At 45.5% G+C, this 21,867-nt stretch carries 23 protein-coding genes; 10 read left to right on the forward strand and 13 right to left on the reverse strand.

Going from position 1 to position 21,867, the window contains the following annotated elements:
• Positions 1 to 42: 42 nt before the first annotated feature.
• Entirely contained in the window at positions 43 to 1,281 is a 1,239-nt protein-coding gene (locus ACVFI8_RS17755; protein WP_457872133.1) for a nidogen-like domain-containing protein, read from the reverse strand.
• Positions 1,282 to 1,574: 293 nt separating this feature from the next.
• On the opposite strand from ACVFI8_RS17755, the gene ACVFI8_RS17760 reads away from it, so the two are divergent.
• Positions 1,575 to 2,141: an NUDIX domain-containing protein gene (locus ACVFI8_RS17760; protein ID WP_457873833.1), complete on the forward strand. Its 567-nt coding sequence runs from the start codon at positions 1,575 to 1,577 to the stop codon at positions 2,139 to 2,141.
• 73 nt (positions 2,142 to 2,214) lie between these two features.
• Here the strand turns inward: ACVFI8_RS17760 and ACVFI8_RS17765 are convergent, their stop codons facing one another.
• From ACVFI8_RS17765 to ACVFI8_RS17795, 7 genes are all read right to left on the reverse strand, one after another.
• Positions 2,215 to 2,715 (reverse strand): ureidoglycolate lyase, encoded by a 501-nt coding sequence (locus ACVFI8_RS17765; protein ID WP_457872135.1) that lies wholly within the window; start codon positions 2,713 to 2,715, stop codon positions 2,215 to 2,217.
• A gap of 7 nt (positions 2,716 to 2,722) precedes the next feature.
• The gene (alc, locus tag ACVFI8_RS17770) at positions 2,723 to 3,727 is read right to left on the reverse strand and encodes an allantoicase (protein ID WP_457872136.1); all 1,005 of its coding nucleotides are present in this window, start codon (positions 3,725 to 3,727) and stop codon (positions 2,723 to 2,725) included.
• Positions 3,728 to 3,883: 156 nt separating this feature from the next.
• Positions 3,884 to 4,708, reverse strand: coding sequence for a MurR/RpiR family transcriptional regulator (locus ACVFI8_RS17775; RefSeq protein ID WP_248712255.1), 825 nt, complete (start codon positions 4,706 to 4,708; stop codon positions 3,884 to 3,886).
• A gap of 46 nt (positions 4,709 to 4,754) precedes the next feature.
• A complete protein-coding gene (locus tag ACVFI8_RS17780; RefSeq protein ID WP_455905859.1) occupies positions 4,755 to 5,477 on the reverse strand; it encodes an amino acid ABC transporter ATP-binding protein in 723 nt (240 codons plus the stop codon).
• A complete protein-coding gene (locus tag ACVFI8_RS17785) occupies positions 5,470 to 6,120 on the reverse strand; it encodes an amino acid ABC transporter permease (RefSeq protein WP_248712253.1) in 651 nt (216 codons plus the stop codon). The genes ACVFI8_RS17780 and ACVFI8_RS17785 overlap by 8 nt, the downstream gene beginning before the upstream one ends.
• A gap of 11 nt (positions 6,121 to 6,131) precedes the next feature.
• Entirely contained in the window at positions 6,132 to 6,800 is a 669-nt protein-coding gene (locus ACVFI8_RS17790; RefSeq protein WP_248712252.1) for an amino acid ABC transporter permease, read from the reverse strand.
• A 57-nt stretch (positions 6,801 to 6,857) separates the two neighbouring features.
• On the reverse strand, positions 6,858 to 7,643 hold the full coding sequence (locus ACVFI8_RS17795; protein WP_248712251.1) for a transporter substrate-binding domain-containing protein: 786 nt from the start codon (positions 7,641 to 7,643) through the stop codon (positions 6,858 to 6,860).
• Positions 7,644 to 8,222: 579 nt separating this feature from the next.
• On the opposite strand from ACVFI8_RS17795, the gene ACVFI8_RS17800 reads away from it, so the two are divergent.
• The 5 genes from ACVFI8_RS17800 to ACVFI8_RS17820 all read left to right on the forward strand — a co-directional run bounded on the left by ACVFI8_RS17800 (position 8,223) and on the right by ACVFI8_RS17820 (position 12,969).
• Positions 8,223 to 8,948, forward strand: a complete 726-nt coding sequence (locus ACVFI8_RS17800; RefSeq protein ID WP_457872137.1) for a hypothetical protein — start codon at positions 8,223 to 8,225, stop codon at positions 8,946 to 8,948.
• 340 nt (positions 8,949 to 9,288) lie between these two features.
• Positions 9,289 to 9,987: a spondin domain-containing protein gene (locus ACVFI8_RS17805; RefSeq protein WP_248712249.1), complete on the forward strand. Its 699-nt coding sequence runs from the start codon at positions 9,289 to 9,291 to the stop codon at positions 9,985 to 9,987.
• 13 nt (positions 9,988 to 10,000) lie between these two features.
• The gene (locus ACVFI8_RS17810) at positions 10,001 to 10,708 is read left to right on the forward strand and encodes a spondin domain-containing protein (protein ID WP_248712248.1); all 708 of its coding nucleotides are present in this window, start codon (positions 10,001 to 10,003) and stop codon (positions 10,706 to 10,708) included.
• Between the two features lie 76 nt (positions 10,709 to 10,784).
• Positions 10,785 to 11,486, forward strand: coding sequence for a response regulator transcription factor (locus ACVFI8_RS17815; protein WP_248712247.1), 702 nt, complete (start codon positions 10,785 to 10,787; stop codon positions 11,484 to 11,486).
• A complete protein-coding gene (locus tag ACVFI8_RS17820) occupies positions 11,476 to 12,969 on the forward strand; it encodes a sensor histidine kinase (protein WP_248712246.1) in 1,494 nt (497 codons plus the stop codon). The genes ACVFI8_RS17815 and ACVFI8_RS17820 overlap by 11 nt, the downstream gene beginning before the upstream one ends.
• A gap of 103 nt (positions 12,970 to 13,072) precedes the next feature.
• Here the strand turns inward: ACVFI8_RS17820 and ACVFI8_RS17825 are convergent, their stop codons facing one another.
• A complete protein-coding gene (locus ACVFI8_RS17825; protein ID WP_248712245.1) occupies positions 13,073 to 14,623 on the reverse strand; it encodes a phospholipase effector Tle1 domain-containing protein in 1,551 nt (516 codons plus the stop codon).
• 581 nt (positions 14,624 to 15,204) lie between these two features.
• Here ACVFI8_RS17825 and ACVFI8_RS17830 point away from each other — a divergent pair.
• From ACVFI8_RS17830 to ACVFI8_RS17840, 3 genes are read left to right on the forward strand one after another with little or no spacing between them, the layout of a single operon-like run.
• Positions 15,205 to 15,867 carry a nucleotidyl cyclase domain-containing protein gene (locus ACVFI8_RS17830; protein ID WP_248712244.1) on the forward strand — a complete coding sequence of 221 codons (663 nt, stop codon included), beginning with the start codon at positions 15,205 to 15,207 and terminating at the stop codon, positions 15,865 to 15,867.
• Positions 15,839 to 16,582: a hypothetical protein gene (locus tag ACVFI8_RS17835; RefSeq protein WP_457872138.1), complete on the forward strand. Its 744-nt coding sequence runs from the start codon at positions 15,839 to 15,841 to the stop codon at positions 16,580 to 16,582. Before ACVFI8_RS17830 ends, ACVFI8_RS17835 begins: the two co-directional genes overlap by 29 nt.
• Positions 16,583 to 16,624: 42 nt before the next feature.
• On the forward strand, positions 16,625 to 18,586 hold the full coding sequence (locus ACVFI8_RS17840; RefSeq protein WP_457872139.1) for a RecQ family ATP-dependent DNA helicase: 1,962 nt from the start codon (positions 16,625 to 16,627) through the stop codon (positions 18,584 to 18,586).
• Between the two features lie 39 nt (positions 18,587 to 18,625).
• Here ACVFI8_RS17840 and ACVFI8_RS17845 read toward each other — a convergent pair whose 3' ends face one another.
• Positions 18,626 to 19,018 (reverse strand): ribosome recycling factor family protein, encoded by a 393-nt coding sequence (locus tag ACVFI8_RS17845; protein ID WP_457872141.1) that lies wholly within the window; start codon positions 19,016 to 19,018, stop codon positions 18,626 to 18,628.
• Positions 19,019 to 19,468: 450 nt separating this feature from the next.
• Between ACVFI8_RS17845 and ACVFI8_RS17850 the strand changes: the two genes are divergently transcribed.
• Positions 19,469 to 19,849, forward strand: coding sequence for an STAS/SEC14 domain-containing protein (locus ACVFI8_RS17850; RefSeq protein WP_457872143.1), 381 nt, complete (start codon positions 19,469 to 19,471; stop codon positions 19,847 to 19,849).
• An 88-nt stretch (positions 19,850 to 19,937) separates the two neighbouring features.
• Here the strand turns inward: ACVFI8_RS17850 and ACVFI8_RS17855 are convergent, their stop codons facing one another.
• Genes ACVFI8_RS17855 through ACVFI8_RS17865 form a run of 3 tightly spaced genes read right to left on the reverse strand, consistent with a single transcriptional unit; the run spans position 19,938 to position 21,821 of the window.
• Entirely contained in the window at positions 19,938 to 20,240 is a 303-nt protein-coding gene (locus tag ACVFI8_RS17855) for an AzlD domain-containing protein (RefSeq protein ID WP_248712239.1), read from the reverse strand.
• Entirely contained in the window at positions 20,237 to 20,959 is a 723-nt protein-coding gene (locus ACVFI8_RS17860; RefSeq protein WP_248712238.1) for an AzlC family ABC transporter permease, read from the reverse strand. Before ACVFI8_RS17860 ends, ACVFI8_RS17855 begins: the two co-directional genes overlap by 4 nt.
• 37 nt (positions 20,960 to 20,996) lie before the next feature.
• The gene (locus ACVFI8_RS17865) at positions 20,997 to 21,821 is read right to left on the reverse strand and encodes an AraC family transcriptional regulator (protein WP_457872144.1); all 825 of its coding nucleotides are present in this window, start codon (positions 21,819 to 21,821) and stop codon (positions 20,997 to 20,999) included.
• Between the last annotated feature and the right edge of the window lie 46 nt (positions 21,822 to 21,867).

Raw genomic sequence — 21,867 nt, forward strand, 5'->3', positions numbered from 1 at the left:
AAAAAGGGAGCGAAAGGCTCCCTTTTCTTTAAGGCCGAGAGTTTACGCTGCGATTAGCGTCTCAGGCATTGTGTTTGAGCGCTTGCGCGAACCTAACAATAACACTATTGCCAATAAAGCCAATAGCCAAGTGCTTGGCTCTGGAACTGATGATCCTGGTCCAGGCACAAATTCAACAATAGGTAATTGACGCATAGATACTGCACCCGTATCGGTAAAGGTTAAGCCTGTAACAAACGCTAAGGTATTGGTTGGGTCAACTTCGTTAGCGATATCAATGCCAGTAACACGGAAGCGGTCAACACCACCTAGGCCAAAATCATATGCGTCGCCAGCGGCTACGTTAGCGACTTGGTCCCAATCTAGGCCATTCCATAACCAAATGTAGAACATGTCATCATCAAAACCAGCAGGTAATACTACTGTTTGAATGTTTGGACCTTGGTCAACAATGTAGTCGTAACCTACGGCTACGTCTGGGTCAATAAACACCAATTCGTCAGCTTGTACATTAAAATCAAACTCCCAACCACCATCTACTACTACTGGCATAATTGGGTTCTCAGGTGTTGCACCGGGTAAGGCGCCTTCACGGATAGCAAAACGCCATACGCCATCTTCACCAGTATTTGAGCTAGATACTAGGTCTAGAATATCTTCACTAAAAGAGCCAGGCAGTGCAAAGAAGTTCTGGCCATCACCTGCATCATAACCCGCTTGAGCAGGCGTTCCGCCTAAGCCATTTTCGCCGCCTGATGCACTTCCGGTGGTCCACTGTAGTTGGTCGTAACGAAACTCAACATCGAAGTTACCCGCGCCAGTATCTGAGCGGTTAATCAACACTGCTTGGAAGGTATTGGTTTTGTCAGCAGAGTTACTGAAATAACCAACGCTGTCCCAAGTTACTGCCACTACGCCATCTGCGGGGCTACCCACATATACTTCACCGCAGCCATCACAGCGGGTATCAACATCGGCCCAAAAAGGCGCAATCATTGGCTGTTGAGCAATAGGAAATGGCTGTGGTGTAAAACCACCGAGACCACTTTCAAAGGTGATGTTACCGTTATTGTTGATGAAAAAATTATTATAAGTATTACCAAAATAATTAATTTCAAACGGTAAATCTAGGCTGTTAGTAGAACCGTCGTCATTGGGTTGCATGGCAAGTTCGCCGTAGCCAGCGTCTCCGCCGAAGCCATTTAGCAACGTCGCATTAGCCGCGAAAGAGCCCATTAATAGGCTGGCAGCGGTGATGACCGCCAAAGAAGTCTTTTGCACAAGTATATTCCTTCAAATGTGTTACAAAATGTTTAGTTAAGCGTTTGTTTTATAGTTCTTTTTCGCGTTTATATAAGCATAAAGCGTGCCTTTCTAATAAAGTGTTGTTTTTCAATGGTTTAGGTTTTTATGGGTGAGGTGCAATCAAAAAACTGTAAAATTTATCGACACAACTAACTATAAATAAAACATTCATTTGTAGTGCTGGTTTTTTAGCCAGCAGACGCGTAAGTTGCTTGTTGGCTAAATAGTTGATAAATTCGCCAACCATTTTTGTTTCAGCCTTGGTATTTATGCGTTTACTTAACTCAACCGTTCACCCTGATTTAGGCCTAGTCAAAGGCAAAGGCTTAGAGCGGATTGCTGCTCGAGCCATTGTGTTGCGCGGAGAAGAGATATTGTTGATGTATACCGAGCGTTATCATGATTACACCTTACCCGGCGGTGGGGTTGACCAAGGTGAAGACTTAATCACAGGTTTAAAGCGGGAGCTAAGCGAAGAAACCGGTGCCTTAAATATTCGCAATATTGAGGCATTTGGCCGCTACGAAGAATACCGCCCTTGGCATAAAGACAATGCCGACTATTTACATATGATGTCGTATTGCTACCTATGCAATATAGACCATCAGCTGGGTAACAATGCCTTAGAAGAACATGAGATTAACAATGGTATGAAGCCTGTTTGGCTAAATATCCATGCAGCTATTCAGCACAATCTAGACACCATGGCAAATAACCCTAAGGCGGGCATGTCTGTGGAGCGAGAAACCTTTTTATTACAACGGGTGGTCGCAGAATGTTTAAGCGGTGAGCCTGAGGTGTATCAGGCATCTATAGGTGTTATGTTAAGCGCTTAACTTCAATATAGCGTCAGTTGTTAGGCTTGGCTTTTGCTAATCAACTAACATTTGCGGCAGTGTACCGCTACTGTTAGTTGATTAAGTGTAACTGAATAGCTTGCTCTAATTGCTGCTCTACGCAATTGGCTTCTTTACCACTGCGGTCTATCACTAAAAAATCACTGCTGCTCTCAAGACTTATTAAGGGGTGATGCCACACCCCGCTATGGTAATTAACGCCTTGATGTCCTTGCGCCAAAAATGCCCGAATATTTTGCTGTTGCAGCTGACCTGCCTCAGCCACTACCACAACGTAAGGCCGAGCGGACAAGGGCATAAATAGTTGGCTGCCATAGGGGTGATGTTCCATCATCTCTATGGTTAAAGGTAAACTGAACGCTTGGCCCCTAAAGATGGAGGCAATCATTTTGCTTTGGCTACCGCTGCACTGCAAATCGGCTAAGTCATGATAGCGCTCTGTGCTGCCTCCATTTATAGTGAAATGCTTAGCGCCTTCGGTTTGGACTACGTCGCCAAATGCGCTAAAGGCGCTTTGGCTAAGAGGCTCAATATTTAGCTTAATTATGTCCATGTGTTGGCTACGCTTTTCCCCAGAGTCTGACGCGGCTAATACCGCCATCGGGGAATATATTAACCCGAATATGGGTAATGCTGCCCAGATCATTGACCAGCTTAAAGTAATGGTCGTGATCAGCGCTTAAGGCTTGTGGCGTTAATAGCTCTTGCCAAAACATGCTTTGGCTAATCAAACTTAAATCATTTGGGTCGCTAATATTGGCAGCTTGAATAGACACCTTATCAGGGAAATTACCTTTAAAGTGGGTCGTGGCAATCTCTATTTCTTCTACGCTGCCAGCTTGCCCCAAGGCGATAATACACCAATCGTTGCCGGGTTCACGGCGGCGGCGGGTTTCCCAGCCATCCCCCATATTTACCCCTTTACCTGGTGCTAATAAGTTGCTTGGGGTGCCGTAGTGAGCATCATTAAAACCGACTACGCGACCGCCGTTAACTAAGGCCACTAAGTCGATTTTTTCGCCTTTGTTAAGGTCTGCCTTTGGTAAGCCAAATACCCTTAATCTGGCAATGCCACCATCGGGGAAAATGTTCACCCTGATATGGGTAATGGTTTGATCGGTAGTGACTTCAAAAAACTGGCTGCTGTCTCCGGCCAAAGCGCTAGCGGGTAACAAAGCTTGCCATTGGGTGTTGGCATCGGGTAACGACTGTTCACTGTTACACACCTCTAAACTGACCGCCGGTGCAAAGTTACCGGTAAAAAAGCTAGTGTCTATTTGAATCCCTTTCACGGAGCCCTTAACACCAAGTTTTACGATGCTCCAATCGTGGTCCGCATCTCTGCGACGACGGCTTTCCCATCCGTCCATCCACTTACCGTTATCGTCATACTTATCAGGGTAAAACTCAGCGGGTAAATGATTAAGCATGCGATCGGCAGACGCAAAGAAATCATCGCTAACGGCGACTACTTTGCTGCCTAAACGGTGATCGGCTAGGTTGATAAATTGCTGAGTGAATGCCGGAGCATTGGGGCTAGCTTGGGCAATAATTACTTGGCTCATAGTTATCCTTACTGGTTCAAGTCTGTTTATGTTTAGTGCCCAAATGCGCCGATTATTGAGGCGTTTGATTGCCTCTTTGATTTGCTGAGTCAATCGTTTCATTCTGGCATGTAACTTGTCTATCCAAAGCGCCGCTTTAGTTAGACGGGTATTTATTTAATGTGATTCTAATTCGTCTAAGTGTTGGTAAGTTTCGCTTACCTGATTGCTATGGGTTTGTGCTGTGTGGGCCAAATAATCATAGACCTTGTTACTTAAATGAGCGAGTAAGCTCATTGGCGCGGCGTAGCTGTCTAAGGCTAAATGGTTGCTCATTGGGCATACCAATAATTGGCTCACTTGCGACGCATAACATTGGCCGCTTTGGTCGGTAATCAATAAACAATTAAAGCCTTGTAGTTGCTCGATTAAGGCGGCAAATATTTTTGGGCGACGGCGGATCCCAATCACAATCACTAAGTCTTCGGCGCTCAGCTGTAGCAGTTCTTCGCCAATGCTTTGCCCCGGCACTGGTAACAGGTTTACTTGAGAGCGGCACTGCATTAGTTGTTGGCGAAAATGCATGGCCAGCGGGTAGCTATTGCGATAACCAATAATGGTAATGCGTTTAGCCTCGCTAATTTGTTGTACTAAAGCCGCGCAATCTAATTGTTCCAGTTGCTTAAATACTTGCGCAATAGCTGCTATGTCGCCTTGCTGGCTTGAGTCACTGGGTTCACTGGTCAGCAAAGGCTGACCCCACTCTCGTTCTTGGCGTAATTCGTCACACACTTGCTGGTGGTCTTGGTAACCTAACTGGCGAAAGAAACGACTCACGCTGGCTTTAGATACTTGGCACGCACCGGCAATTTCAGAGGTAGACTGTATCAGTACTTTATCGGGGTGATGCTGCAGGTAGTCGGCCACTAAGCGCGCTTTGGTAGAAAGTTGCGGATAGTTTTCAACAATACGCTGATTAAACGCACACACCAATTTACTCATAACTCTGTTGATCCTTTGCTTAGTCGTTATCTATCTCTGGTGACGCTTACAATACCGCCGATATAAAGCTTTGCAGTTCAGCGGTTTGTGGCTGGGCAAATACTTGTTTGCTATCGCCCGTTTCCCACACCTTTCCTTGGTGCATAAATACTACTCTGTCACCTACGTCTCGTGCAAAGTTCATTTCGTGGGTGACCAAAATTAGCGTCATACCTTCTGCGGCAAGTTGCTCTAACACCTTTAACACTTCGCCCACTAACTCGGGGTCAAGTGCTGAGGTAATCTCATCACATAACAACACCTTTGGCGACATAGCCAACGAGCGGGCGATGGCAACACGCTGTTGTTGGCCGCCCGACATGCTGGTGGGGTATTGGTCAAATTTGTCGGCTAAGCCTACTTTTTCTAATACCGCTTCAGCTAAGGCTCGGCATTCTTCGGCTGTTTTCTTAAGCACCAATTTAGGGGCCAGCATAATGTTTTCACCGGCGGTCATATGGGGAAAGAGATTGAAGTTTTGAAACACCATTCCCACACTGCGACTCAGTTGGCGCAGTTGTTTTTCGTCTTCACTTACTGCCTGCTTATCTACAATGATAGCGCCACCTTGAAACGGCTCTAGCCCGTTTATGCAGCGTAACAAGGTGCTTTTACCCGAGCCGCTTCGACCAATAATAGAGATCACTTCTCCGGCGTTTACTTTAAGGTCAACCCCTTTTAACACATGGTGTTGGCCATAATACTTATGAATTTTTTCAATACTAACCAGCGACATTGAGTTTTTTCTCCAGATACTTGCTGTACAGCGATAGCGGGAAACACAGTAAGAAATAAAGCCCAGCGACTAAGGCAAATACTTTAAATGGTTGAAAAGTTGCGTTATTCAGCATGGTGCCTGCTTTGGTGAGCTCAATAAACCCAATAATCGAGGTGAGGGCAGTGCCCTTAACCACTTGCACCGAAAAGCCAACGGTCGGGGCAATGGCTACTTTTAACGCTTGCGGCAAAATGATGTAACGCATAGTTTGAACAAAGCTTAAACCAACGGTTCTGGCAGCTTCCCATTGCCCTTTAGGTAAAGATTCAATACAACCACGCCAAATTTCACATAAAAAGGCGCTGGTGAAGAGGGTTAAGCCTATAATTGCCGCCGTCCAAGCACTGACATCTATGCCCAATAACGACAAGCCAAAGAAGGTTAAGAACAGCTGCATTAACAAGGGGGTGCCTTGAAACAACTCAACGTAGCCTTTCACCAATACGCCTAGCAGTGGATTGCGATTTAAGCGCATAAAGGTTAACAGCAAGGCCACTAAACCACCGCTGGCAAAAGCGATAAGTGATAACAGTATTGTCCAGCGCGCGGCCAGCAGTAAGTTGCGCAGTATGTCCCAATCGGTAAATTGCATCATAATTGGGGCTCCTATAAGCTCGGGTTTCTAAACATGCGGCGTGCACCTAACTCAAAAAGTTGGCGCATGGCCACCGCCAGTAGCAAATAAATGAGGGTGACGACTAAATAAGACTCAAAGCTTAAAAAGTTACGCGACTGAATAAAGTTGGCGGAAAAGGTCAGCTCTTCTACCGATATTTGCGACACCACTGCCGAGCCCAACATCACAATGATGCATTGGCTAACAAGGGCTGGGTAAATGCGCTGAAAGGCAGTAGGTAACACAACTCGACTAAATATTTGCCAATAACTCAGGCCCAAGGTTCGCCCTGCTTCCCATTGGCCTTTAGGCGTGGCCTCAATGCCTGCGCGGATAATTTCGGTGAGATAAGCACCTAAGTTAATCACCATGGCCAAGCAACCTGCCTGCCATGCACTAAGCTTCATCCCAAGCGCCGGTAAGCCAAAAAATATAAAAAACAATTGCACAATAAATGGGGTGTTTCTAATTAACTCTACATAGCTACTAATGAGCCAGCGCAACCAGCGTTTTTGGCTTATTCGACCGGCAGCGCCTGCAGTACCTAGCAGTATTCCACCAAAGGTAGAATATAAGGTTAATTCAGCAGTCGTTAGCAAACCTTTACCTAACTCTGGTAGGTAAGGTAGCAAGCCTGAAAAATCCAGTTGATAACTCATTAGTGTCTCCAAGTTATACCAATTCTATTTATCGTGGTCGTTGATTAGTGGAATGGATTACAGGCCTGCTGGTAGTGAGGTTTTAAACCAAGCCAGTGAAAGCTTTTCTAAGTCGCCATCGCTTTTTGCTTTAGCAATTAGGTCATTCACTTTAGCCACCAAAGCCTCTTCACCTTTTAATACACCGACATAACACGGTGAATTTTTCAGCATAAACTTAGCGGCAGGTTTACGGGTAGGCACGCGTTTAGCGATTTCGGTTGCGACTAAGTTGCCGGTGGCAATGAGCTCAACTTGACCCGACAAATAAGCCGATAGGGTGGTGTTGTTATCTTCAAAACGCTTAATAGTGGTAGATTCATCAACCAATTTGCTCAGTTCGATATCTTCTACGGCCCCACGGGTTACCCCAATGGTTTTACCGGCTAGCTCAGCTGCGCTGGCCACTTTAATTTCTTCTGCGCCAAATACCCCAAGAAAGAACGGTGCGTAAGCATCACTAAAGTCGATAGCTTTTTCACGTTCAGCATTTTTACCCAAGCTAGAAATGACCAAATCAACCTTACGGGTTTGCAGGTAAGGGATGCGGTTGGCACTGGTTACTGGCACTAATTCAAGCTTTACACCTAGCTCTTTAGCAAGGTAGCTGGCCATATCTATGTCGTAGCCTTGTGGTTGCAAGTCACTACCTACCGACCCAAAAGGTGGGAAATCTTGTGGTACAGCAACCTTCAGTACGCCGCGCTCCATCACCGTTGCTAATTGGTCGGCTTGGGCAATGGTGCTGGCAAACATACTCAGTACTAATACGGTACTGGCGATGAGTGATTTTAGTTTAAACATAATGCTTCCTTAGCGATTGTTGTTGAAACGAATGAAACGATTGAATCTATAGGTTCTCATTTGCAACAATTGAGCCCACAAGGAGTTAGCATGAGCACTTTATTTATTTTATTTAAATAACAGTGGTTTATAGAGCTATCTAGGTGCTTGGTTGGGGGGAGCCAGCGCTCAAGGGTGTTGAAACACCCCTTTTTTGGTGCGAAATCCACCAACTATTGCTGTTGATTGGTGCACAAAATACCTCTAAAGAGGTGTTTTTGGCGGTATTTAGGTGAAGATCTTGAGGTAAAGTAAAGGAAGAGTGTGATTTGATTTAAGTTAGGTTGATCTAGCCTCCTTAGCATTACGTAGTCATATTAAGCAAAAATAACCAAGTGTTTTAGACGCCATTTTGTGGGAATAAATAAGGCTACAGGCTCAACGCCCAACTAAATTACGTCTTGCTCATGGCTAAGTGGATATTTCTATACACCAGTAGTGCAACATTCATTGAGTCATTTTTTGTTTAAATGTTTAAGCAACCTTATAGTGTCTTAAATATCCCAAGCAAATTCATCACAGCCTAAACGTGGAGAAAGGATGATGTGTAGATTTACAGCTCGGCTATCCCTTATCGGTTTGCCTATTTTACTCAGCCAGATAGTGGCTTGTGCGCCCACTAGTCAAACGGTGTATTTAACCCCCGAAGTTAAAGGTACCGTTGTGCTGTTTACCCCCGGCGAGCAACCCGCGTTTAGCCCCCTAGATAAGGTCACTATTTACCATTCTTCGGCGCCGGTAAATTCGGTACTGTCAAACGAGCAAGGTAGCTATCAGCTTGCCGCTACCAGTAAAGTACAAACAAGCTTTATGAAAGGAGGCCACTCTTTTAATTACTACCCTGTGGTGATCAATAAAGGAGAGTTGAGTTACTCGGCACTGATCAAGGCCTCGACGAAGATGTTTGATCTAGAAAGTGTTCGCTTACATTCTGTTATCGTTAAAGATGAGTTAGAAGGCAAACCGCTGTTGGCGGAGTCAGGCCCCAATGCCCTCAAATATTGTAACTTGGACCACGCTAAACAACTGCGCCGAGAAGTCGCGGTTAATCAGCTGTTAAAGCAATCTTACTCACAAGCCAACCAGTTAGACTCATCTGTGAGTGACTACATTCAAGACCAGCAGCAACAAGGCTTGATGTGGGTTGAAAAGCTAAGACGTTCTTGCAATTGGGAGGACGAATCTGGATACCCACGGTACCGCGATATGAAAGATGCTAGAGACTATTTCGCTGAATCTGAAGCGATACTGATGAGCGAAGCCTAAGCCAAATTATTCGCTGTGACTTTCCTAAACGCTGCTGAGTTATCTCAGCGGCGTTTTTTTATAAAGCACAAATCTCAATAGAGTTATGAGCCTCAACGCTAATGCCCAAGCGGCATTTAGTCAGTTCCCTCCTTGCTCCCTGTTACGGTTAGAACATATCTTTAAGCGTCATATTGCTAATTTTTACTTCTCTTAATAAAATTAATTTTGGTTTTATATTGTTGTTTTTTAACGATTAATCTCACCGTGATGAAAATGTGATAACTCTGTGAATTGGCTGAGACATCTACTGCTTATGCTTGTTGTGACTGTTTAATAAGGACCGCAAAAGGAGCGAACCATGGATCTCAAGTCATCTTTGTTGGCAATGCCGTTGATTGCCGTAAGTACCTTAAGCCAAGCTGCAATGGTAGACGTTAAAATCACTAACCTAACCCAAGGCATTTATTACACCCCGTTATTAGTTACCGCGCATACTGCCGACAACCATCTATTTGAAGTCGGCCAAGCATCTTCCACAGCTTTACAAGCGATGGCAGAGGGTGGTGACATCTCAGGCTTAGTGAGTATCGCCAATAGTATTTCAGCGGTGTCAGCAGAAAACCCAGCCGCCGGCTTATTAGCGCCAACCGATTACACCATGGTGACAGACATGGACACCGGCACCAATACCCACTTAAGCATCGTGGCGATGATGCTACCCACCAACGATGGTTTTGTCGGAGTAGATAGCTGGGAGATCCCTAGCGCTGCAGGGACCTATACCTTCTACATGAATGGCTATGATGCGGGTACCGAAGCCAACGACGAAATCGTTAATGGTGGCGGCGCACCGGGTGCTCCTGGTATTCCTGCTAACCCAGGTATGAATGGTGGCACTGGCGCAAGTGGAGTCACCAGCTCTTCAGCTAATACCAATATTCATATTCACCCAGGTAATGTGGGTGACCGAGATACAGCGGGTGGCATTAGTGATGTAGACAGCCGTATTCACCGTTGGTTAAACCCTGTGGCTAAAGTGGTTGTAACCGTTAAGTAATTAAGGAGGATCTATGGCTATCTTAAGATTAACCAAAAGAGCCTTGGCCGTAGCGGTATTGGCGGCAGGACTAAGTGCATGCGGCAGTGATGACGACACCATTGTTATTCAACCGGCAGATATTCTTGAATACGAAGTCACCGTATACAACGATACCTCAGCGCAACCCTTCTCACCGGTAATGGTGGGGATCCACAGTGCTACTTTAAGCTTATGGACGGTAGGTTTATCGGCGAGCGTACCTTTAGAAACTATGGCTGAAAGTGGCAACACCGCTGATTTAGCCGCCATGTTCACCGATGACCGTGTGGCGGTAACAGGGGCTGGTGTATTAATGCCGGGCAATGCCGAAACCATCATGATTAGCGCGTCAGAAAGCGTTGATATGAAGTTGTCGGTAGCCAGTATGTTGGTCAATACCAACGATGCCTTTACGGGTCTAAATGCAATGGATATTTCGGGTTTAATGGTCGGCGACAGTATGAGCTATGCTTTACCTGCGTATGATGCGGGCACCGAAGAGAATAGCGAAGCCATGGGCTCTATTCCTGGGCCTGCCGACAGTGGTGAAGGCTTTAATGCTGCACGAGACGATGTATTGAATAAAGTTTCGCGTCATCCCGGTCTAGTTACTCAAGCAGATGATTCAGAATCAGTTTTGATGGCTGAACATCGAATTGCAGGCCAAGTAGGTCGGTTAGTTATTACCCGTACCAACTAATACTGTTAGCTAAATATGCCCGTACCATGGTGCGGGCCTAGCTATTAGTGGCGGCTACTCAGCACAAGGAGCCTTTATGTCATCACGGATCTTGGTTATCGAAGACGACCACGATATTAATAATCTGATCAGCATGAACCTAAGCGATATGTTGTATCAGGTAGATAGTTGTGAAAATGGTAGCCAAGGTTTTGCCAAGGCTAGCCAAGATGATTACGACTTAATTGTGCTTGATTTAATGTTGCCTGGTATGGATGGCTTAGATATTTGTCGACAATTACGCGCTCAAAAGCTGAATACTCCGATATTAATGCTTACCGCCAGAGACTCGGAAGCCGACCGGGTGGTTGGCCTAGAAATGGGGGCCGACGATTATTTAACTAAACCTTTTAGTGTGCGCGAACTGCAAGCCAGAGTGAAAGCGATGCTGCGCCGAGTAGACATGTTGTTGCAAAGCCAGCAGCCAGCGCAACACAGTGTTATGCAGTTGCAAGATTTGAAGATTGATGTGGCTCGTCGCCAAGTATCAATTAGCGACCAAGCGGTTGAGCTTACCTCTACCGAGTTTGATTTGCTGTTTCATCTGGCTAAATCGCCGGGGCTAGTTTTTAGTCGCACCCAGTTGCTAGACCAAGTTTGGGGCTATAAACACAGTGGCTACGAACATACCGTGAACTCGCATATTAATCGCTTGCGTACTAAGTTAGAAAGCGATCCCTCTGATCCAAAGTACGTACTCACTGTGTGGGGTGTGGGGTATAAGTTTAATGATGTTTAAGTTGATTAGTTCGTTCTACAGCAAATTAATGTTGGCGGTAGTGGTGTGCTTTATTCTTGCCGGTGGGTTGTTACTGGGTTTGGCCCATCAAAGCTCTCAGCAATACCAAAATGAAATCGAACAGAAATTGCACCTGCAACTAGCCGAACACTTAGTACACGATAGCCAATTGTTTAAAGACGGTGAGTTAGACCCTAAAGGAATTAAACAAGCCTTTCACTCGATGATGATCCTTGGTCCAAGCTTTGAGTTTTATATTCTCGATACCGCCGGTAAGGTGGTCACTTATTCAGCCGATCCCAGTAAAATTAAACGTGAACAAGTCGATTTAACGCCGATACGCCAATTTATTACGGGTGATAGCGTGATGCCAATTATTGGCGATGATCCGCGTTCAAGCTCTCGCCGCAAGATTTTTTCGGTGGCAGAAATACATGAAGGGGCACAAGTTAAAGGCTATTTGTACATCATTATCGGTGGCGAGATTTACGACAGTGTGGCCGAGCTTTTACAAAGTAGCCACATAATGAAGTTAAGCCTGTTGGGTTTATTGTTTATCTTAGGGTTTAGCCTGTTAGTGGTGTTTCTCATTTTTGGTTTACTCACTAAACCGCTGCGTCGCTTAGCCAAAGATATTGATCAGTTTCAGCATGTTGGTTTAGAGAAAAGCTCTAACATTGCGGGGCACTGGCAAAATAATTCGCATGACGAAGTACAAAAGCTAGGGGCGGCGTTTAGTGATATGGCCACCACCATTAAGGGGCAATATCAAAAGGTTAAAGATACCGACCAATTACGCCGCGAGCTTATTTCTTATGTTTCTCATGATTTACGCACGCCGCTGGCATCCTTGCAGGGTTACCTTGAAACTTGGCAGCTTAAGCACCGTGATTTATCACCCGAAGAGGGCGAACAACTGATAAAAGTGGCGCTAAGCAGTGCTCGCAAAACCTCTAGCTTGGTAGAGCAATTATTTGAATTAGCCCATTTAGATAGTGACTCTGCGACCATCAATGAAGAGCCAGTAGCCATTGCCGAATTAGCGCAAGACGTGATTCAAAAACTCGCACTTGCAGCCCAGAAAAAACAGGTACTTATGCGGGTTGAGCCGCAAGACCCCTCATTATTGGCGTGTGCCGATATTCAAAAAATTGAGCGGGTATTCACTAATCTACTGGAAAACTCGATTCGCCATTGTAGTGAAGGCGATGAAATCAAGGTCGTGATTAGCCCAGTAGCGCACACTGAAAAACTGCAGATTAGCGTGAGTGATACAGGCACTGGCATTCCGGCTGATGATTTACCCTATATTTTTGATGCCCACTATCGAGCTGCTAATCGAGCTAAAGATCGCAGCTCACATGGCGGCTTAGGTTTAGCCATTGCCAAACGTATTGTGCAGTTGCACCGGTCTAGCATTAGCGTGAAATCTACCTTAGGCGAGGGCACTCGCTTTAGCTTTGATTTAGATAAGCCTATGTAGTTAATCTCAGCCTATATGGCTTGAGGCGACCAATATCCTTATGGATATTGGTCGCAGGGCTTATTGTTCAAGTAACGTTTACGCCATGTTTAACCATGATTAACTATTGCTTTACGACGCTAACCAGTAAATGGCCACTGTTATTGCTGTAAAAGCCATCTAGGTCATTAGCAAATAAACACAATTCTCCGGTGTCGCTGGCGGTATAAATCGTTTCATTGCCTATCACAAAGGCTTTGCTATCGTCTTCGTCAATATTGCCACACAAGGTGAACCACTGGGCCTTATCAGCCACAACACGTTTACGATGTTCCATCGAGGCGATGGGTATATTTTTAAAGAAGCTAAAGTGTTGTTTGGCTCTATCCCAGCCTTCACCGTCTAACTCTTTAATGGTGGAGTCGTTCCAGCGGGGGCCTTCCAGCACTTTTATTCGGTACTTATGGCCGCGTTCAACCAATACGCCACTATGGTTATTTTTACGGTGTGCGACGACTCGCGTGGTAATCGGTGTTTTTGCCATCACTAAGTTGGAGTAAAAACCTAACTCATGCACTGCAACACCGGTTGCCAAATTGGGGTTGCTCAGCCAAGGGCTAAACACTAAGTAGTGATCAACATTTTTTAATGAGTTGGGTCGATACTCTCTCATCCCTGCAATACGCTGGGCAACCGACAGGTGTACTTTAGGCGCTAACTCGGCCACTACTTTATCGTGTTGAATCACACAGCAACGACGATCATTATGCAGAAAGATGCTCGCTATATTTTGCTCTTGTTGGTGGTTAACACCAAACGGGCAAGGGTCTATTAGCAAGTCATCAAGGCCAATAGGCGCAGGTTTACCGGGGGGCAATAATGACCCATATTCAATTTGGCTTGGCGCTTTCAAGCTTATAGCTAAGTAGTCTAATTGCTCTATCCAATCCTTGGCGTAACACAAAGTAATGTCAGACAAGCCATCAAAGTTATAGCCACCGCCTACATCACTATGCGCACCACTAAACCATACCTCTTCTACTCGGTTCTCGTGGTTCATTAAGGTGGGTTGAAAGGCATCGCGTTTATCGTCGAGAGAGACTAAATGTAAGGCTTGTTTTACGGTGCTAGGCAGGGTGAAGCCGTCTTCAAATACCACTTTAGATTTGGGGCGATCATCTTGTTTAGTGTTCGGCAAGCCTATAGACGCTACCGTATCAAACACCAACTCTACGACGATTTTATCGCTGTCTTTTAAGTAGCCTTTATCCAGTAATACTTTAGCAAAGCGCCTCGCTAATGCTGCCCCACGGGAAAAACCAGTCAGCACCAGGTATTGGTGTTTGTCTGGATTATAGTGTTGCTTAAAGTCGTTAAGCGCGGCATTAATAATGGTTTTTACATCGCCTTTAGAGGGAGACAGGCCCTTGTTGATGAGCCGTTTGAAAAAGCCGCCTCGCGTGCCTACACCTTGATAGTAGAAAGAGTAACTGTCGTTTCCTAAGTTGGTTTTGCCGTTTTGTTTGGTTAGCTTACCACCTAGCATTAGGTGTAGTTTTAACACATTAGTAATACTGCAATCTTCAATCTCTTGTTTATAACCTTGGATGGCTTGGTCACCGTCTTCAGGTTCGTTACAGGTGCCATCAAAGTGAAAAAATAACAGTTTGTTCATGATGCTCTCCTTAACTTTTTTACTTATGTAGAGGGGAATAGCGGTATCAGTGCTTTGCTGGCTGGCCGAGCCCAGCGGTAAAGCGTGTTGTGAGTGAAACCTTGAACCCACCCGCAGTGTGGGTTTAGAGGGGGAGCAGTCAAGCGGCTAATAGCCGTGAAGATGATCGTTGAAACTATCGGGCAACTGCCATCAGTGCGGCAGTTTCTGGCCGACTTTTTAGCCAATAGTCGCTGCAGTTTGATTGCTTGATTCATCGCGAAGCTCAAGGTTGATTAAATCACGGTATTTTAGTGGCAAAGCACTGACTAGAGCGTAGTACAGCTAAAATTGCGGGGTGATTTAGCCCTTAAAAACCTTAGTGACAGTGTCCGCTGGCGTTTACATTGCGCTTATTGGGCTATGTGGCGCGAGGATATTATTGATGACGCATGTTGAAGATTTAGCGTGGCTCGGCAGTTTAGTTCGTCAGATATTGATATATTTATTGTTAGAGAAACGGTTACACTTAACATTGTAACCAAAATAGGTTACATTTTAAAGTGTAACTAAATTTGGTTACTTTATGTGGGGGGCTAATTATGCAGCAAGTCGCAGTGCTTACCGGTGACTTGGTCGGTTCTAGTGAGCTAGACAGCCAACACTTTGCTACGCTAATACACGCCTTAAGCCGAACCTTGGCGGATCAAAGTGAACGCTACCAATGTCGCTATGAAATATTTCGTGGTGATGCATTTCAGTTGGTACTCACTAACCCAACTGTGGCGGTAGAGTGTGCGCTCAATATTCGTTTGGCACTTCGGTCTGTGCAAAGTCATGGTAAAAGCTATGATGCGCGTATTGGTATCGGCATTGGTGTGATTGACCCTTTGGCTGAGCTTATTTCACGCTCAAATGGCGAGGCTTTTGTGTTGTCTGGGCGAGGCTTAGATAGTTTAAAAAGGCACTATTTAGGGATTTTTAGTGATCGCCCTGTATTTAGTCAGCGCATGGATCTGCTCACCAAGTTTGCCGATTTACAAATTCAACAGCTCACCACCAAACAAGCGAATGCGCTGGCCCTATATTGGCATTTGCCAGAGCCTAGCCATGCCGCTCTCGCTAAGCAGCTTAATAGCTCGCGGGTTAATGCCACTAAGCTACTTAACCAGAGCCAGTATCAGCTGTTAGAAGAATATAAACAGTATTTTAAACAACTTATGGAAGAGTTTTACTATGGAACAACTGGCCCAGTATGCCCTTAGCGTTGGCGTAGCTTACCTAGTACTTGAGTTTTATTGTTTGCCCTTGCAGTGGTCGGTAAGTATTCGCCGTGCAAAATTGGCTACACCGCGTTTATATTGGCGGGCGCTAATCATTAGCCTTACATTTGCCGCTATTGCTTGGTTTTTTGTCGGCGCTAGCAGCCAATTGCTGGTGGCCAGTATCGCCTTACTATTTGCCTCGTTTTTAATTAAGCTACTGAGTACCTATTTACCCGACACTGCGCGTTACTTTATTGGCAGCCAGTTGGCGCAAGTGCTGGTGTTTTTGCTGCTGGTGGTAGACCTTAGCCACGCTTGGCACATCGTTGAGCCGCTTCGTCAGCAGCTTATGCAGCCTAAGGTGATGGTGGTTGGGTTGGCGTATCTGATCATTTTAACTCCAACATCTAAGATACTTGCTTTAGTATTGCAGCGTTGGAGCCCTGTTACCCAGCAACCCGCACAAAACTTGCCTATGGCGGGTCAAGCAATTGGTATGGTTGAGCGTAGTTTGGTACTTACTTGTGTGCTGTTGCATCAATTTTCCGCAATAGGTTTTATAGTGGCGGCTAAATCGATTTTTCGGTTTGGCGATTTAACCGGCCAATCAGACCGACAACTGACCGAATACGTAATGTTAGGCACCTTATTAAGTGTGGCTATTAGCGTACTTACCGGCTTGGCTGCCCATGCTTTGTATCATGCGCTTGCATAAGCCTTATTTTATTATTCGCCACCACCCAATGAGACCATATCAATGAGCGATGCTTTATTAACCCAGTTAAGCCAAACCTTTGGCTTTACCAGCTTTCGTCATGGGCAAGCACCAGTGGTTGAACGTTTACTGGCGCAACGCTCCTGCTTAGCGATATTTCCCACCGGTTCGGGTAAGTCTTTGTGTTATCAGTTTACCGCCTTGCAATTGCCACACCTAACCTTGGTGGTTTCGCCCTTATTGGCCTTAATTAAAGACCAACTAGAGTTTTTGCAGTCTAAAGGGATTGCTGCTGCTAGTTTAGATTCCACCCTAAGTGCTGAGCAAAGCAAGCAGGTGATGAGCGACGTACGTAGCGGCAAAACTAAAATATTGATGGTCTCGGTAGAGCGTTTTAAAAATGAGCGATTTCGGCAATTTATTCAGTCAGTACCGATGTCGATGTTAGTGGTTGATGAGGCCCACTGTATTTCAGAATGGGGGCATAACTTTCGCCCCGATTATTTAAAGCTTCCTCAATATCGCCAAGAGCTAAACATTCCCCTCGTGTTGTTGCTAACGGCCACCGCCACTAAAAAAGTAAAATTAGATATGGCCGAGCGTTTTGCCATTGGTGAAAGCGACATTGTGCAAACGGGGTTTTATCGGTCAAATTTAGATTTAACTGTAGAGGCCTGTAGCAGCGCGCAAAGAAATCAGCGGCTAGCTAACTTCATTGGCCAACAGGTTGGCGCAGGCATTGTTTATGTCACCTTACAGCACACCGCCGAAGAGGTCGCTGCGTACTTGCAAAGCCAAGGGCTGAACGCGGTGGCGTATCATGCGGGCTTTGCCAATGAGCAGCGTCAACAAACCCAAAATGATTTTATGAACGACAAAGTGCAAGTGGTAGTGGCTACCATTGCCTTTGGGATGGGCGTAGACAAAAGCAATATTCGTTTTGTGGTTCATTATGACTTACCCAAATCGATTGAAAACTACAGCCAAGAAATCGGTCGAGCAGGGCGCGATGGCAATCGATCAAACTGCTTAACCTTAGCCAATTTAGATGGCTTAACAACCGTAGAAAACTTTGTATATGGGGATACGCCAGAGCAAAGTAGCATTGAAACACTGTTAGCTAATATACAAAGCGAAAGCCAAACCGTACGGCAAGTTGACCAATGGGAAGTACAAATAAACAGCCTGTCTAGCTTAACCAATATTCGCCAATTGCCACTTAAAACCTTGTTAGTACAATTAGAAATACAAGGCTTAATTAAGCCACTGTATGCTTATTATGCCGACTTTAGATTCAAATTCTTACAAGACAAAAATGCAGTGTTAGCGCGCTTCACTGGGGAGCGTTTAGCCTTTATTCAAGCCATATTTAGCCATACACAGATGAAGAAGGTGTGGGGAACTCTTGATTTTAATGGTCTATACCATAGCTACCAAGCCGAGCGGTCACGGGTGGTTGCTGCCTTAGAATATTTGGCTGAACAAGGCTTGATTGAATTAGAAACTAAGAAAATCACCGAAGTATATCAAGTAGAGACAGCAGGCATCGCCGATGCAAGCTTGGCTGAGCGCTTATCTAATTACTTTAATGACAACCAACAAAAAGAGATTAAACGTATTGCGCAGCTGGTGCGTTTTTTCGAATTAGACTCATGTTTAAGTTACCAATTGTCGCGTTACTTTGATGATCACAACGCCCCTCAGCAATGTGGCTACTGCAGCGTATGCCGCGGGCAAGCGGCTAAACTTAGCTATTCTAATCGCCCTATTGAGATCAATGATAGCCAAATATTAAGTGATTTACAGGCGCTAAAAGCGCAATGTGGGGGCAGCAAAATGCTGAGTCTGAGCCCAATTATGGCGTGCCGCTTCTTAACCGGGATTACTAGCCCTTGGTCAACCAAACTAAAGTTACGCCAATTGGCGGGTTTTGGCCGTTGCGAACAACTCCCTTATGCTAATACCCTGCAGCAAGTGCAGCGTTTGTGGGGGCAATTAAGCTAGGGGCTAATGCAAAAAGTAGCGTGTTGAATGGCTGTACGTTTACAGCGAGTCACTATCAAAGCGTGCTTTCCTAGCCTCGGCTAAGGTGCAGTCGGTGATATGTATCAATTCAGCGAGGGTAATATTAGGGCTTTGGTCAATGAGTCGCTTAAGCCTCTCTTGTTTTGGCTCTTGTTGTTCTTGGTAGGCCTTTAGGTGTTCTTCAAGTTTTAGGTATAGGTAAGCCATGGCTTCTATGTCTAGCGCTTTAAGCTTGTTATTCAAGCTGATAATGGCCGGCTCTTCGCCGATCAGTTGCCAGTTTCTTGAGCGGCGAACACGCTTTATTAAACAGCCGCATTCTAGGGCCATTTGCTTTGCTATTTTAGTATTGTCGCCACCAATTCGACGAATCAAAGAGGGCAGTGGAATAGTTAAGTGCTTGTCGCTCATTCGCAGAATAGTGCACGCTCTTTGCTAAAACATCAAATACTAAGGCCTATTTGCGCTTCGCGATGGCCTCTACTTTGCCATGCTTCATGAAACGTTCCGCACGCGGGGTGCAGCGGGGGCAGGAGAACGGTAGCTCAAGCTGGAATTCAGCTGGCGCTTTGCAGATAAAGGCGGCGTTGTTGCCTAAATCATATTGAACCTTTCATGCGGGCGCCCTGATCGGCTTCCTATCTCTAAAAATGCGACCTAGCGAAAAGCGGCAGGTCGGTTGATGCTCTTTCTTTAACTTGTTGTCTACTTTGATGTTTTCTTTCAATTTTATCAATAGTCAGCGCTTACCTTTTATCTCAGGCTTTGACAAAAGACAAGCTTTGGATAAATACAGTGATTAAATGTGTCAATCTCTACCATACTGGTAGAGCAAGTTTAGCGTTAACAAGGAAGCATACAATGAGCATTCGTCGACATGGTATAACTGTAGGTATAGAGCGTGTAGAAACGCGTTTACTTGTGTCATTTCGAGCTTATGGCAAACTCACTCATCAAGACTACCAAGCAATTACTCCAATGCTTGAATCTGCCTTGGCCGAGGTGGATCACCCCCGTATTCGTGGCTTTTTTGATGCCAGCGAATTGGAAGGTTGGGAGCTACGAGCCGCTTGGGATGATTTAAAGTTAGGTTTAAAACATGGTAAAAGCTTTGAGAAAATCGCCATTCTGGGCAATCAGCAGTGGTTAGAATGGGCCTCCAAAATAGGCCAATGGTTTATCGCCGGCGAAGTGAAAATATTTGAACAAGAGCAAGATGCATTGGTTTGGCTAGAGCAGTGAAAAAGTAACCAAATAGTTAATGCTAGCGCTAGCGCAGTTTACGCTGGCCTTTTACCTTGCAGAGTAAACGGCCATTTTTCAGTGTGGGCTACTTAATAAGAAAGAATACCGCCATGCTCAGTACCGTGGTAATAAGAGCGTTGCGGGTGAATACCGCTAACACCGTGGCTAATATCGCCGCCAATAAATAAGGGTTAGTTAAGCCTACTGCCAGCTCACCTTCGCGCACAAATACAATAGGTGCAAAAATAGCGGTAAGCACAGCGGGTGCCGAATAGCTTAAAAATTGCAGTGCGGTCTTACTTAAACGTAAGGGAATTTTAGGCTCTAAAAACAAATAGCGGCTGGCAAATACAATGGCTGCCATGGCAAAAATACTCAACCAAATCATTGCGCCTCTCCTCGCCATTTGGCGTAAGCGGTGGCTAAACCCATTGCCAATAGCGCCGACACCAATAAGCCGCCGGGTATGGCAAACAACTCGCATACTACCGAGCTTACCAAGGCAATTAACACACATAACAAGCCTGAAGCCTGTTTTATATTGGGCACCACAATGGCAATAAAAGTGGCGGCTATGGCAAAATCTAGGCCCCAACTGTCGAGGTTTTCAATGCTTGCGCCCGCCACAATACCCACCGCCGAGGCAATGTTCCAACCGATATAAAAACTTAAGCCTCCGCCTAACGCATACCAAGGATCAAATTTTTTACCTTTGTCTTTATTGGCAATAGCGAACAACTCATCGGTCAGTAAATAGCCCAACAGTAAACGCCATTTTAAGGGTAATGGGCTTATTTTAGGGCGCATGGCCATGCTATATAAAAAGTGCCGTGAAGTGATTAATACCGTTGTGAGCAATATGCTCAGTAAACTAGCGCCTAACTTAAACATTCCAGTCGCCACTAACTGGGCGGAACCGGCGAATAAAATTGCCGACATAGCTTGGCTTTGCCATGGGCTTAAACCTGCTTCTACTGCGTATGATCCTGCTAAGATCCCCCAAGGGATTACTGCAATGGTAAGGGGCAATACGGCGAGAGTGCCCTTGGCAAAGGCTTTACCTTTGCTCGACCAAGATAAGTGGTGAATAGTGTCTGTTGGGGTCACAATGGTCCTTGAGTGAATGCTGGTAAGTGATGCTGGCCTAAGCCTGAAATTCTTTGGCGTAGCGGCCAGGCGTAATACCTAAGGCACGTTTGAAATGGCGACTTAAATGGCTTTGGTCATGAAAGCCACAATCTAGTGCTACGTCTAGCTGTTTTTGACCTTGGCGCAACAAGCGTTTAGCCAACCGTATTCGGGCTTGAATTTGATAAGCGTGCGGTGGAATACCGTACAATTTGACAAAACATTTTGCTAAGTAACAAGGGCTAAGATTAACCAGGTTAGCCAGCTCGGTGAGTGATATATCGGCTTCAGGTTGTTCATCTAAAAACTGTTTGACCAAACTCAGGCTGTTTTTGGCAAAGCCGAGGGAAGGGCTGGCAGTGCGGCTTTTACTGTGCCGAGCCATTAATAAGCTAAGGCTAGAATAGACCATACTTTCGCGTAACAAGCGGTTGCTTGATTGCTCAAGGATTGCCATGGTATTACGCAGCGAGTTTGCTAGCACCGCATCTTGTACCACTGCTTGGTTAAAGTAGGGCGCGCCTTGCTGCTTAATGCCTAAGTCTTGGCTTAGCTGTTCAAACTGCTCGGGTGTAGGGTACATAGCTTGATACGACCAGCCGCCCTCAGAGGCTGAACAGCCGGTATGTACTTCGTCGGCGTTAACCAAAATAATGCTATTTTGCGGGGCGATATGGTTGCCGCCAGTACGGTAAAACTGTTGTGCGCCAGTTTTAATTACGCCAATGGTGTAGCCCTCGTGGCTGTGGCGCGAGAAGTGTTGCTTCTCATAGCGGGCATTTAATATCTCTATACCGCCAAGCTCTTCGGCAAGCTGATATCGTGCTTGTTCTATTGCCATATTGCTTACCTCCGTGTTAACGCTATTGATGGCTCATCATAACGTA

This window comes from Agarivorans sp. MS3-6 (genome assembly GCF_054112545.1).

Excerpts from the sequence above, each read along its gene's own strand:
- ACVFI8_RS17760 (WP_457873833.1), top strand. The coding sequence starts at position 1,575 with ATGCGTTTACTTAACTCAACCGTTCACCCTGATTTAGGCCTAGTCAAA.
- ACVFI8_RS17765 (WP_457872135.1), bottom strand. The coding sequence starts at position 2,715 with ATGGACATAATTAAGCTAAATATTGAGCCTCTTAGCCAAAGCGCCTTT.
- alc (WP_457872136.1), bottom strand. The coding sequence starts at position 3,727 with ATGAGCCAAGTAATTATTGCCCAAGCTAGCCCCAATGCTCCGGCATTC.
- ACVFI8_RS17775 (WP_248712255.1), bottom strand. The coding sequence starts at position 4,708 with ATGAGTAAATTGGTGTGTGCGTTTAATCAGCGTATTGTTGAAAACTAT.
- ACVFI8_RS17785 (WP_248712253.1), bottom strand. The coding sequence starts at position 6,120 with ATGATGCAATTTACCGATTGGGACATACTGCGCAACTTACTGCTGGCC.
- ACVFI8_RS17790 (WP_248712252.1), bottom strand. The coding sequence starts at position 6,800 with ATGAGTTATCAACTGGATTTTTCAGGCTTGCTACCTTACCTACCAGAG.
- ACVFI8_RS17795 (WP_248712251.1), bottom strand. The coding sequence starts at position 7,643 with ATGTTTAAACTAAAATCACTCATCGCCAGTACCGTATTAGTACTGAGT.
- ACVFI8_RS17800 (WP_457872137.1), top strand. The coding sequence starts at position 8,223 with ATGATGTGTAGATTTACAGCTCGGCTATCCCTTATCGGTTTGCCTATT.
- ACVFI8_RS17805 (WP_248712249.1), top strand. The coding sequence starts at position 9,289 with ATGGATCTCAAGTCATCTTTGTTGGCAATGCCGTTGATTGCCGTAAGT.
- ACVFI8_RS17810 (WP_248712248.1), top strand. The coding sequence starts at position 10,001 with ATGGCTATCTTAAGATTAACCAAAAGAGCCTTGGCCGTAGCGGTATTG.
- ACVFI8_RS17815 (WP_248712247.1), top strand. The coding sequence starts at position 10,785 with ATGTCATCACGGATCTTGGTTATCGAAGACGACCACGATATTAATAAT.
- ACVFI8_RS17820 (WP_248712246.1), top strand. The coding sequence starts at position 11,476 with ATGATGTTTAAGTTGATTAGTTCGTTCTACAGCAAATTAATGTTGGCG.
- ACVFI8_RS17825 (WP_248712245.1), bottom strand. The coding sequence starts at position 14,623 with ATGAACAAACTGTTATTTTTTCACTTTGATGGCACCTGTAACGAACCT.
- ACVFI8_RS17830 (WP_248712244.1), top strand. The coding sequence starts at position 15,205 with ATGCAGCAAGTCGCAGTGCTTACCGGTGACTTGGTCGGTTCTAGTGAG.
- ACVFI8_RS17835 (WP_457872138.1), top strand. The coding sequence starts at position 15,839 with ATGGAACAACTGGCCCAGTATGCCCTTAGCGTTGGCGTAGCTTACCTA.
- ACVFI8_RS17840 (WP_457872139.1), top strand. The coding sequence starts at position 16,625 with ATGAGCGATGCTTTATTAACCCAGTTAAGCCAAACCTTTGGCTTTACC.
- ACVFI8_RS17845 (WP_457872141.1), bottom strand. The coding sequence starts at position 19,018 with ATGAGCGACAAGCACTTAACTATTCCACTGCCCTCTTTGATTCGTCGA.
- ACVFI8_RS17850 (WP_457872143.1), top strand. The coding sequence starts at position 19,469 with ATGAGCATTCGTCGACATGGTATAACTGTAGGTATAGAGCGTGTAGAA.
- ACVFI8_RS17855 (WP_248712239.1), bottom strand. The coding sequence starts at position 20,240 with ATGATTTGGTTGAGTATTTTTGCCATGGCAGCCATTGTATTTGCCAGC.
- ACVFI8_RS17865 (WP_457872144.1), bottom strand. The coding sequence starts at position 21,821 with ATGGCAATAGAACAAGCACGATATCAGCTTGCCGAAGAGCTTGGCGGT.